This window comes from Mesorhizobium sp. M0296, from assembly GCF_040321675.1.
Taxonomy (GTDB): domain Bacteria; phylum Pseudomonadota; class Alphaproteobacteria; order Rhizobiales; family Rhizobiaceae; genus Mesorhizobium.
On the sequence record NZ_JAMYRZ010000082.1, the window covers coordinates 1 to 11,475 of the forward strand.

Sequence of the window (11,475 nt, forward strand, 5' to 3'; positions counted from 1 at the left end):
TCGCATCAAGAAATGCGCCTGGAACGACGACTATCTCATCAATGCCATCACTCATATGCGATAGCCCTGCCCTTGAGGGGGAGATGTCGCCGAAGGCGACAGAGGGGGTCGGTACGTCCTGGCGCGACGCCATGTTGGACGAAAGAGAAAGTTGGCGCCTCACGCGCGGCTACCCCCTCTGGCCTGCCGGCCATCTCCCCCTCGAGGGGGGAGATTACGCGCTCAGCCGCTTTCGCCTACTAAGCCATCGGCAGCAGCCGGCGCATGATCAGCGAGGCATGGCCGCCCACTCCGTGTGCAGCCGGCCGGCGCTCGACGACCTCGAAGCCGTGCTTGCGATAGAAGGCGATTGCGCGATCGTTGCCCTCGATCACTTCCAGGGCGATGCTGGGAATACCCGCATGCGCGGCAAGAACGGCATGCAGCAGGTCGGCGGCAAGGCCGGTGCCGTAGTCGCTTTTGTCTATATGGAGCCGCTCCAGCATGACCTCGCCCTTGTCGTCCATCGCGGCCATCGCATAACCGGCGAGCGAGCCGTCAGCCCGCTCGGCGACGAAGGACATCTTGCTGTCGTCCCTGAGCTCGGCCGCCAACCGCTCCGGCGCGTGCCTCTCATCCGAAAGCCGTGCCGTGGTCTCGGCACCCAGGATCGGCGAATAGGTGTGTCGCCAGGACCCTCCAAGCAGCCGCGACACCGCCGGAACGTCCTGTTCGGTCATGGTTCTTATTTGGGGCATCGCCACCTCCCGGGCAGTTTACGGCATCGCAGCGTTCGCTCCGCCATCACCGCCTCACCCGCGATTTCAGCCAGCGATCGAAGGCCACCGCGAGGATGAGAATCAGGCCGATGACGATGCTTTGCGTGTAGGACGAGACGTTGTTGAACTGCAGCCCGTTCTGCAAGACGCCGATCAGTCCTGCACCGACCACCGTGCCGCCGACGCTGCCGATGCCGCCGAACAGCGAGGTGCCGCCGATAACGACCGCCGAGATCACCGTCAGCTCGTAGCCGATGCCGGCGACGGCTTCGGAGGAGTTGAGCCGCGCCGACAAAACGAAGGCGGCGAGGCCGGCGAAGAAGCCGACGATGATGTAGACCGAGATCAGGATGCGGTCGACACGCAGGCCGGAGAGCCGTGCCGCCTCGGCATTGCCGCCGACGGCATAGACCGCGCGGCCGTAACGTGTGTAGCGCAGCACGATATGGCATAGGATCGCGGCAATCGCGAAGATGATCGCCGGCACCGGAACCGGGCCGATCAGGCCGGTACCGAACCAGCGCATCGAGGCGTCGAAGCCGGAGATCGGGCCGCCATTGGAAATCGTCAAGGTCAGGCCGCGAAACACGGTGAGGCCGCCGAGCGTGACGACGAAGGGCGGCACCTTCAGCCTGGTGATGGCAAAGCCCTGGACGCCGCCGGCCACGGCGCCGACGACGACGGCGGCGAGAAGGGCGGCGAACCAGCCATAGCCTTGCGTGCCCGACGTCGACAGCGACAGCGTGTTGGCGGTGCCGCCCTTGGCCACCACCGCCGCGACCATGCCGCAGAAGGCGAGCAGCGAGCCGACCGACAGGTCGATGCCGGCGGTAAGGATAACGAAGGTCATGCCGAGCGCGATCAGCCCGGTGATCGAGATCTGGCGCATGATGTTGAACAGGTTGATCGGGTCGATGAAGCTCGGCTTCAGCACGGTGAAGACGACAATCAGCAACGCCAGGAACATCAGCGGGCCGAAGCTCATCAGCAGGCGCGCAAGATTGACGCCGCCGCGCTGGCTCCGTTCGGTCGTGCTGGTCATTGCGTTGCTTCCTGCTTCTGGTCGAGCGCCATCAGTTCCATCAGTTTCTCCTCGGTCGCCTCGATACCGGGCATCTCGCCGGTGATGCGCCCGCGCCGCATGGTGACGATCCTGTCCGACACCGCAAGCACTTCGGGCAGCTCGGACGAGATCATCATGATGGCGATGCCGCGCGCCGCGAGCTCCACCAGGATCTGGTGCACCTCCGCCTTGGCACCGACATCGACACCACGCGTCGGTTCATCGACGATCAGCACCTTGGGATCGCGTGCCAGCCAGCGGGCAAGGATGACCTTCTGCTGGTTGCCACCGGACAGTCCCTCGATCGCCTGCTCGGGCGAGGCCATGCGGATCGACAGCGTCTTCCTATAGTTCGCCAACGCCTCGCGCTCTCGCCGCTCGGCCATGAAGCCGACATTGGAGTAGCGGTCGAGCGCGGCGATCGAGAAATTGGTGAGGATGGCGAGTGCTGCGAAGATTGCCTGGTGCTTGCGGTCTTCCGGAACCAGCCCGATGCCGAGCTCGATGGCGTCGGCGGGTGAAGCGGGCGCGATCGGCTTGCCGTCGAGCATGATGGTGCCGGCTGCAATGCGGTCGGCGCCGAAGATGGCGCGGGCGAGCTCGGTGCGGCCGGAGCCGACGAGCCCGGCGACGCCGAGGATTTCGCCCGCCTTGAGGTCGAGATCGACGCCTTCGAGCACGATGGCGTGCGGCGCCTGCGGATCGCGCACCGTGCGCAGGCCGCGCACCGAGAGCCGGACGTCGCCGGCGACGTCGCGCTGCGTCGGCCTTGCATAGAGCTCGGAAGCGGCGCGGCCGACCATCTTCTCGATAATCTTCGGCAGCCTGATCGGCCCGCCTTCGCGGTCGAGATGGCCGGCCAGCCTGCCGTCGCGCAGCACCGTCATGCGGTCGCAGATCGCCGAGGCCTCCTCCAGCCGGTGGGTGACGAACATGATGGCGACGCCATCCTTGCGCAGCCGGCCCATGATCGACATCAGCCTGTGCACTTCGGTTTCGGTCAGCGCCGAGGTCGGCTCGTCCATGATGATCAAGCGGCTCTTCAGCGATAGTGCGCGGGCGATCTCGACCAGCTGCTGCTCGGCCACCGACAGCGCCGACACCGGCGTCGCCGGGTCGAGGTCGAGGCCGACGCGAGCGATGATCGCGCGCGAATCTTCCTCCATCTTCCGCCAGCTGACCAGCCCGAACCGGCCGAGCGGTGCGCGGCCGATGAAGATATTCTCCGCCACGGTCAGCGTCGGGATCAGGCTCAGTTCCTGGTAGATTGTTACGATGCCGTGGCGCTTGGCATCCTGCGGATTGTGCGGGCTGAATTCGACCCCATCGAAGACGATGCGGCCGCTGGTTGGCGGCATCACGCCGGACAGGATCTTGAGCAGCGTCGATTTGCCGGCGCCGTTCTCGCCGAGCAGGCCGAGGATCTCGCCGGGGCGGACTTCGAGCGAAACGTCGTTCAGCGCGGTGACGCCGGCAAAGCGCTTGGTCACGCCCTCGACGGTGAGCAGTGCGGGAGAGGGCGCAATGGCGGCTGCCTTGGGCAAAGTTTGCTCCTGGATCATTCGGTTGTCACGCAACGCTGGCGGGGCAGCGCCCCCCTCTGGCCTGCCGGCCATCTCCCCCTCAAGTGGGGAGATTGCAGCTTCATTGGCTTCGCCTCTTCTGCAAGATCGAAAACTAGCGAAAGCCGACGTGACATCCAATCTTCCCCCCTTGAGGGGGAGATGGCCGGCAGGCCAGAGGGGGGTGCTGTCCCGTCGGCTTCGCCTACTTCGTCTCGCCCAGCCTCTCCGCCTTGTCGAGATTGTCCTTGCCGATGACGATCGGTGTCAAAAGCACCAGCTTTTCCTTCGGCTTGGTCTTGTCCCTGGCGTAGGCGACGGCGATCTGCACGGCGGTGCGCGACTGCTCGCCGGGGAACTGCTCGACCGTGCCGGCCAGCTTGCCGTCGCGCACGGCGACCAGCGCTTCGGGAAGCGCGTCGAAGCCATAGATCTTGACGTCGGTGAAGTTGCGCGCCGCGCAGGCTTCAACCGCGCCAAGCGCCATGTCGTCGTTGGCGCAGATGATCGCGTCAGGCTTGCCGTTGGCGGCAAGGCCGGCCTCGGTGACGGACAGCGCCTCGGCGCGGGCGAAGTTGGCGGTCTGCTCGAAGATGATCTGGTACTTGTCCTTCATAGGATCGAGGACGTTGTGCACACCCTTGTTACGGTCGATCGCCGGGCCGGCGCCGGGCTGACCCTGCAGATGGAAGATCTTGGCGCCATTCGGGAACGCCGCCACCATGGCCTGTGCTTCGGCCTCGCCGCCCTTGACATTGTCGGCGCCGACATGGGCGAGGATGCCTTCGACGCCTTCGACGCGGCGGTCGATGGTGACGACGGGAACGCCGGCCTTGACCGCTTCCTCGATGGCTGGGGCCAGCGCGTTGACGTCGAGCGGCGAGATGACGATGGCGTTGACCTTCTGCACGAGCGCCGCTTCGATATCGGCGGTCTGCTTGGGCGCCGAGTTCTGGCCGTCGCTTTCGACCAGGTTGACGCCCTGCGCCTGGGCTTCCGCCTTGATCTGGTTCAGCATGTGCACGAAGAACGGAAAGCCGAGGCTCGGCACCGAACCAAGGATGGTCAGCTTGTCCTGGGCAAAAGCCAGTTGCGGAGCGGCCAGCGCCAAAGCGCCCATCGCCGCGGTCGACAGCAGGAATTCACGTCTGTTGATCAATTTAGTCTCCTCCCAGATGAGCGCACGACCCCGAAACCGGAATGGGTTTTCCGGAAGGTTCCTTGCGTCGATTCAAAAATGGAGTGTCCTTCGAGCGCCCAACTCGTGTTTGAATGGACGCACGGCGCTCCAGCCGGTCCACCGCGACGTTCTCCTCCGCTCGGTGCCTGCCGGCGGATGCTAGCCAAGGCCGGAGCTTTGCGCAAGAACGGGAGCAGGCAAAGACCTACCGATCGATCATCACCATGGTGCGCTCGCCGTAGCGCTCACCGGCGACCTTTCCCGGCGCCAGCGCGTCGTCCAGCACTTGCATCTCGGCTGGGTCCAGCCTGATCGAAGCCGCGGCGACGTTCTCCTCGAGGTATTTTCTGCGCTTGGTGCCGGGGATCGGCACGATGTCGATGCCGAAGTCGCTCCCCTTGTGGAGCAGCCAGGCCAGCGCGATCTGGCCTGGCTTGACGCGCTTGGCCGCGGCGATGTCGAGTACCGTGGCCGCCGCCTGCATGTTGGCGTCATAGTTGGCGCCCTGGTAGCGCGGATCGCCGCGCCGGTAATCGCCCTCCGGATAGTCTTCGGCGCGCCTGACATCGCCGGCGAGAAAACCGCGGCCGAGCGGCGAGAACGGCACCAGGCCGATGCCGAGCTCCTTCAGCAGCGTAATGATTTCCGGCTCCAGATTGCGCTCCCACAGCGAATATTCGCTCTGCACGGCCGACACCGGATGCACGGCATGCGCCCGGCGGATATTGGCGGCGCCGGCTTCAGAGAGGCCGAAGAAGCGGACCTTGCCCTGAGCGATCAGCTCGCCGACAGCGCCCGCCACATCCTCGATCGGCACCGCCGGATCGACGCGGTGCTGATAGAGGAGGTCGACGTGGTCGGTGGCGAGCCTCCTCAGCGAACCTTCCAAAGCCTCGCGGATATGTTCGGGCCGGCTGTCGCGCTCGGTGCCGACTTGCTTGCCGTTTTCAATGCGAAGCCGAATTTCGTCGCGATCGTCACCTCATCGCGCCGGTCCTTCAGCGCGCGGCCGAGCAGTTCCTCGTTGGTGAACGGCCCGTACACTTCCGCGGTGTCGAGGAAGGTGCAGCCGAGTTCGATGGCGCGGTGCAGCGTGGCGGTCGATTCCGCCTCGTCGGCCGGGCCGTAGGACTGGCTCATGCCCATGCAGCCGAGACCGATTGCCGAGACTTGCAGGCCCTGGCTGCCGAGTTTGCGCATCGTCAATGTCATGTGAAGCTCTCCGGATCAGCATCGCGTTCCAAGCCGCCAGGGCAATATAGCGCACCGGCTCGGTTTCCACAGATCGGGAGGCGCCACCGCGCGCGGCTCGCAGCGACCGCCAAATTGACAGCCGACACGCTCTCGGCCATCCTTAAGGCACGCCGCCTTGCGGCTTGTGCGTGAGTAACCAGCATGGCCAGTTCCGTCGCCAGTCAGAAATCCAAGCGCGCCGCGGTGCGGAACGCGCTCGACCGCCACAAGGTGTACATCACCGCGCAGCGTTTTTCGGCCGGCAGCTACAGCGCGCGGGTGCTGGTCGACGGCGAGGCCTATTGGGTCGACGAATTCCGGCTCAGCCAGCTGCAGCAGGGCCTGTCGCCGGCCGAGCTCGAATTGACGCCGGCCACCGACGATTGAGCGGCGTGACCTGCCATCCTTCGTCATCCCAGGGCGGAGCAGGAGCTAAGCGACGTCGCGGAGACCCTGGGATCCATGCCGTGACATTGGAGCGCCGCTGCGATGGGATTTTGATGCCGCGCTCGTTGCTTTTGCCCACCACCCGCGCCTAGTCCATGCCAGCTCCTTCGAAGCTCAAGGCTTATCGCGCCAAGCGCGAGTTCACGAGGACGCCGGAACCAGCCGGCGGTCTGGTTGCCGGTGAGGGCAATCGTTTCGTTGTCCACAAGCATCACGCCACGGCCGATCACTACGATCTGCGCCTGCAGGTCGGCGACGTGCTGAAGAGCTGGGCGGTGCCGCGAGGCCCGTCGCTCAACCCCGCCGACAAACGGCTGGCGGTCGAGACCGAGGACCATCCGCTCGAGTATATCGACTTCGAAGGTGTCATTCCCGAAGGCGAATATGGCGGCGGGCCGATGATCGTCTGGGACACCGGCGTCTGGGCGCCGATGGACGATGTCGAGAAGAGCCTGCGCACCGGTTCCTTCAAGTTCCGCCTCGCCGGCGAAAAGCTGAATGGCGGCTGGATGCTGACGCGGCTGAAACCGAAGCCCGGCGAGGATGAGGGCAAGAAGAACTGGCTGCTGTTCAAGGAGCGCGATCTGGCCGCCGACGCCAAGCTCGACATACTGGAAGCCCGCCCGGAAAGCGTCAAATCCGGACGCCGCATCGAGGAGCTGGTGGCAACGCCGAAGCCTGCCGCCAAACCTGCCAGGCCGGTGGTGCTGAAACCCGGCGCTTTGCCGGGCGCCGTCAAGGCGCCGCCGCCCACCCGCATCGTGCCGCAGCTGACTACGCAGGTTCCGAAGCCGCCGGGCGGCGATGACCCAGCGGCCCGAACGGGCGAAGTCTGGCTGCATGAGATCAAATTCGATGGCTACCGCACCATGGCGCATCTCGCTAACGGCGCAGTCAGGCTGATCACCCGCGCCGGCCTCGACTGGACGAAGCGCTATGGCGACCTGCCGCTTGCATTCGCCAGGCTGCCGTGCCGCGAGGCGATCATCGACGGCGAGATCGTCGCGCTCGACGCCAAGGGCATCAGCCGCTTTGCCCTTTTGCAAGACGCGCTGGCCGAAGGCGCCGGCAACAAGCTCCACTTCTACGCCTTCGATCTTCTATATCTCGACGGCTGGGACCTGAGACAAGCGCCGCTCCGCCGGCGCAAGGCGCTGCTTTCGCAATTGCTGTCCGGTCTCGGCGCCAATTCGGCCATCCAGCTCAGCGATCATGTCGAAGGAGACGGCCAGGCACTTTATGACCAGGCATCCGAGATGGGGCTCGAGGGTGTCGTCTCCAAGCGCGCCACGGCAATCTACCAGAGCGGCCGTACCAAGACCTGGACCAAGACCAAGGCGCTTCAGACCGGCGACTTCGTTATCGCCGGCTACACTGTCTCCGACGCGGCCGAGGGGCTGGCCGCACTCGGCCTCGGCGAATTCGAGGATGGCGAATTGCACTATCGCGGCAAGGTCGGCACCGGCTTCGATGCCGCCACCGCCACCGAGTTGCTGGCCCGGCTGGAGCCTTTGCGCGCCGGGGCGTCCGCGCCCGAAGGGGTTCCCCGCGAAATCATGCGCGAGATGAACTGGGTGCGGCCGCTGCTTTCGGCGCATATCCACTACGCCAACCGGACCACCGACAATGCGCTGCGCCATGCCGTGTTCCGCGGCCTGCGCGACGTCGGCCTGTCGACGCCGGTTTCGGCCAAGCGCAAGCGGCTGATCGCCGAGGCCGACCTCGCCACCATCTGGGTGACCAACCCGACGCGGCGGCTGTTCGGCAAGACCGGCCCGACCAAGCTCGACATTGCCGTCTATTATGCGCTGGTCGGCGATTTCATGCTGCCGCACATCCTTGGCCGGCCGGTGTCGCTGGTGCGCTGCCCGACCGGCAGGCCGCAGGACTGTTTCTTCCAGCGCCACGCCTTCACCGGCATGCCGTCATCGGTGGCGACTTTCGAAGCGACCAATTCGGAGGGCGAGACCAAATCCTATCTCTCGGTGGAAGACGCCAAGGGCTATCTGGCACTGGCGCAGTTCGGTGTCGTCGAGTTCCACACCTGGGGCACCCATCGCACGCGGCTCGACAAGCCGGACCTGATCGTTTTCGACCTCGACCCGGGCGAGGGGATCGCCTGGCGCGAGGTGGTTGAGGCGGCGGTGCACATTAAGGGCGAGCTGGAAGCGCTAGGACTGGTGCCGTTCGCCAAGACGTCCGGCGGCCACGGCATCCACATATCAGTGCCGGTGACGCAAAAGCAGAACTGGAAGAAATTGCACCAGGCGACCAGCGCCATCTCGACGCATCTTGCCGCCACCGCGCCCGACACTTTCACCACCACCATGGGCAAGGATAACCGCAAGCGGCGTATCTTCATCGATTATCACCGCAATGCGCGCGGCCACACTTCTGCGGCTCCCTATTCGCTCCGCGCCCGCACCAATTTGCCGGCCTCGACGCCGGTGAGCTGGAGCGATCTGGAATCCATCGACGCTCCGCAGGATCTGAATTATTCGTCGCTGCCGGGCCTGCTGGCGACGTCAGGCGATCCCTGGGCCGACATGGAAGATTTCGCCAGGGATTTGCCGGTGGTCAAGTAAGCGGGCTTTGCAGAACTAGGGTTCCTCGCCCCGCGAAAGCGGGGAGAGGTGGCCGCGTAGCGGACGGAGAGGGGTCTTCGCCGGCGGAGGAAGAGATTCTCTTGTGGGCGAAGGGGCGCCATTCCCCCTCTCCGTCTCGGCTTCGCCGAGCCACCTCTCCCCCATTCCATGGGGGCGAGGAACCAAGTTCTGCGAGCGCGGCTCCAGACTCCATCGACGCTCCGGAAAATTTGAATTAATCTTCGCGCCGGGTCCCACCGCCGACCCCTCAGCCGAGATGGAAGATTTCGCTAGGGATTTGGCGGTATTGTAAGGGGCAATGTAGGATTTCGGCAGCCCCGTTCGTCCTCCGGACGAATGAACGCTGCGAACAGTTCGACAGCACAAGGCCGCGTAGGAGTATTTCATGGCGCCCAGGGCAAGTTGGAAAGGTTACCTCAAGCTCAGTCTGGTCAGCTGTCCGGTCCGGCTCTATCCGGCGACCAGCGCCAGCGAGCGCATCAGCTTCAACCAGCTGCACAAGAAGACGCACAACCGCATCAACATGAAGCCGGTCGACCCCGAACTCGGGCTGGTCGAGCGTTCGGACCTGGTCAAGGGCTACGAATACGAGGACAAGCAGTACATCATCATCGAGGACTCCGATCTCGATGCGGTACGCATCGAATCCAATCATACGATGAACATAGAGGCCTTTGTCGACGAGCATTCGGTCGACGTCATCTATCAGGACGCGCCCTATTACCTGGCGCCGGACGGCGCAATGGCCGAGGAGACCTTCGCCGTGCTGCGCGAAGCCATGCGCAAATCCGGCAAGCTGGCGATCGCCCGCCTGGTGCTGTCCAGCCGCGAGCGCGTGGTGACGATCGGCGCGCGCGAGAACGGCATGTTCGTCTGCACCTTGAGGAATCCGAACGAAGTGCGTGGCACGGCTGAGTATTTCGGCAATATCCCGGCCGGAAACCCCGATCCCGAAATGCTGCAATTGGCCGAGGCGCTGATCAAGCAGAAGGAAACCACCTTCGAACCGAAGAATTACGAGGACCGCTACGAGATCGCGCTGATGGCGATGATCCGCGAGAAGCTCAAGGGCCACAAGCCGATCATCGCGGCTGCCCCCGAGCGCGGCAATGTCATCAATTTGATGGATGCGCTGAAGGCGAGCCTGTCCCAATCGGCCAAGCCGCCGGCCAAGTCGAAGAGCAAGGCCGATGAGGCGACGAAACCGGCAGCCAAAGCAAAGTCCGCCAAGGGCGGCGCCAAGGAAAACCCGCTCAAGGCCAATCTGCTGCAGGCCGTCGGTAAGAGCAAAGGGTGACGGCGCCTACTGGCACGATCTTCGGCACTATCGGCGCGCTCGCGGCGTTTCCGCTTCGCATGGCGGCGCGCGAGATCGAGCGCCGGCAGGGCCAATTGCGGCGCGGAGTCACCAGACGGACCACCCATGTGGTATTCGGGCGGACGTTCCTCGCCAAGGCCGATGATGCCGAGATTGAGCGCCGCGTCGTCACCGAGCGCGCGGCCGGGCGCAAGCTGGTCAGCGAGAACGGCTTCCTGCGCCTGCTCGGCCTGATGAAGGCGCCGGAGGCTTCGGCGCTGTCGCGGCAGTCGCTGATCGACCAGTCGCGGCTGACCGGCGAGGATCTCGACCTTTTGTCGCTGTTCGATGCCTTCGAGCATGATTGCGAACCGTATTCCTTTCGCGACCTGATCCTCGCCCGCAAATATGCCGGCCTGGTCGCCGGTGGCGCCTCCTGGGGGGCGATTGCGCGCTCGGTGCACCGGTCGGGCCCGGTCGCCTCGCTCACCGCCAAGTCGCTCGCCGTCGGCTCACAGCATGGGCGGGCCGATGCGATCTATCTCGAGGGCGGCCAGAGCGAACTCGACGGCCAGCTGCTGTTCGATCTGGGAACGCAGGATGACGACACGCTGGAAGAGCTGTTCGCCGATGCCGAGGCGGCGGAAGGGGCTGAAGACCACGAGCAGGCGGCGGCGCTCTACCAGCGCTGCCTGGCCATCGACCCAAGCGATGCCATCGCCGCCTTCAACCGCGCCAACTGCCTGCGCGCCGCCGGCCACGCGGCCGAGGCGGCGCACGACTATGCCCGCGCGATAAAGCTCGATCCCGGCTTCGTCGAGGCCTGGTTCAATCTCGCCGGGCTGATGAGCGAAGAGGGGCGGGTGGCGTCGGCGCGCCGCCATTTGCTCAAGGCGATCGCATTGGACGCTGATTATGCCGATGCGGTATTCAACCTTGCCAGGCTGGAGTTCGACGCCGGCAATCTCGCCGAGGCGCGGCGTCGCTGGGTGCGCTATCTCGAGCTCGACGCCAATTCCGAATGGGCGCGCACGGCCGCGCGGGGCATCCAGTTTGTCGATTTGCAGCTGGCGCGGATGTCGGCAGGGTGAGGTAGTAGCGCCTCCTTCTCCCCTTGTGGGAGAAGGTGGATCGGCGCGCAGCGCCGAGACGGTTGAGGGGTGTTGGAAGAAATGAGGCGTCGGCGTTCCCTGGAACACCCCTCATCCGACCGAGCTTCGCTCGGCCACCTTCTCCCACAAGGGTGTTTGGACCGGAGACATCGCGAACAGATGTGCGAGGACATCGCGAACAGTTTTGCGCTTTTGCGCGAGGGGGTTCGGGATGCCA

Annotated in this window: 8 protein-coding genes and 1 pseudogene; 4 read left to right on the forward strand and 5 right to left on the reverse strand. The window is 65.0% G+C overall.

Features of this window, described 5'->3' with window-relative positions; translation table 11 throughout:
- Nucleotides 1-239: 239 nt before the first annotated feature.
- From NKI97_RS34915 to NKI97_RS34935, 5 genes and pseudogenes are all read right to left on the reverse strand, one after another.
- Nucleotides 240-737 carry a GNAT family N-acetyltransferase gene (locus NKI97_RS34915; RefSeq protein ID WP_352838553.1) on the reverse strand — a complete coding sequence of 166 codons (498 nt, stop codon included), beginning with the start codon at nucleotides 735-737 and terminating at the stop codon, nucleotides 240-242.
- A 46-nt stretch (nucleotides 738-783) separates the two neighbouring features.
- Nucleotides 784-1,800, reverse strand: coding sequence for an ABC transporter permease (locus tag NKI97_RS34920; RefSeq protein WP_352838554.1), 1,017 nt, complete (start codon nucleotides 1,798-1,800; stop codon nucleotides 784-786).
- Nucleotides 1,797-3,365, reverse strand: a complete 1,569-nt coding sequence (locus NKI97_RS34925; RefSeq protein WP_502907144.1) for a sugar ABC transporter ATP-binding protein — start codon at nucleotides 3,363-3,365, stop codon at nucleotides 1,797-1,799. The genes NKI97_RS34920 and NKI97_RS34925 overlap by 4 nt, the downstream gene beginning before the upstream one ends.
- Nucleotides 3,366-3,588: 223 nt before the next feature.
- A complete protein-coding gene (locus tag NKI97_RS34930) occupies nucleotides 3,589-4,539 on the reverse strand; it encodes a substrate-binding domain-containing protein (protein ID WP_352838556.1) in 951 nt (316 codons plus the stop codon).
- A 229-nt stretch (nucleotides 4,540-4,768) separates the two neighbouring features.
- Nucleotides 4,769-5,775, reverse strand: a pseudogene (locus tag NKI97_RS34935) (aldo/keto reductase).
- Nucleotides 5,776-5,958: 183 nt separating this feature from the next.
- On the opposite strand from NKI97_RS34935, the gene NKI97_RS34940 reads away from it, so the two are divergent.
- The 4 genes from NKI97_RS34940 to NKI97_RS34955 all read left to right on the forward strand — a co-directional run bounded on the left by NKI97_RS34940 (nucleotide 5,959) and on the right by NKI97_RS34955 (nucleotide 11,237).
- Nucleotides 5,959-6,183, forward strand: a complete 225-nt coding sequence (locus NKI97_RS34940) for a hypothetical protein (protein ID WP_023675682.1) — start codon at nucleotides 5,959-5,961, stop codon at nucleotides 6,181-6,183.
- A gap of 155 nt (nucleotides 6,184-6,338) precedes the next feature.
- Nucleotides 6,339-8,828: a DNA ligase D gene (gene ligD, locus NKI97_RS34945; protein WP_352743782.1), complete on the forward strand. Its 2,490-nt coding sequence runs from the start codon at nucleotides 6,339-6,341 to the stop codon at nucleotides 8,826-8,828.
- 406 nt (nucleotides 8,829-9,234) lie between these two features.
- The gene (gene ku, locus NKI97_RS34950; RefSeq protein ID WP_352750259.1) at nucleotides 9,235-10,146 is read left to right on the forward strand and encodes a non-homologous end joining protein Ku; all 912 of its coding nucleotides are present in this window, start codon (nucleotides 9,235-9,237) and stop codon (nucleotides 10,144-10,146) included.
- A 59-nt stretch (nucleotides 10,147-10,205) separates the two neighbouring features.
- Entirely contained in the window at nucleotides 10,206-11,237 is a 1,032-nt protein-coding gene (locus NKI97_RS34955; protein ID WP_352750285.1) for a tetratricopeptide repeat protein, read from the forward strand.
- The last annotated feature ends 238 nt before the right edge of the window (nucleotides 11,238-11,475 follow it).

Coding starts and splice junctions, on each gene's coding strand:
- NKI97_RS34920 (WP_352838554.1), bottom strand. CDS start 1,800: ATGACCAGCACGACCGAACGGAGCCAGCGCGGCGGCGTCAATCTTGCG.
- ligD (WP_352743782.1), top strand. CDS start 6,339: ATGCCAGCTCCTTCGAAGCTCAAGGCTTATCGCGCCAAGCGCGAGTTC.
- ku (WP_352750259.1), top strand. CDS start 9,235: ATGGCGCCCAGGGCAAGTTGGAAAGGTTACCTCAAGCTCAGTCTGGTC.
- NKI97_RS34915 (WP_352838553.1), bottom strand. CDS start 737: ATGCCCCAAATAAGAACCATGACCGAACAGGACGTTCCGGCGGTGTCG.
- NKI97_RS34955 (WP_352750285.1), top strand. CDS start 10,206: ATGGCGGCGCGCGAGATCGAGCGCCGGCAGGGCCAATTGCGGCGCGGA.
- NKI97_RS34940 (WP_023675682.1), top strand. CDS start 5,959: ATGGCCAGTTCCGTCGCCAGTCAGAAATCCAAGCGCGCCGCGGTGCGG.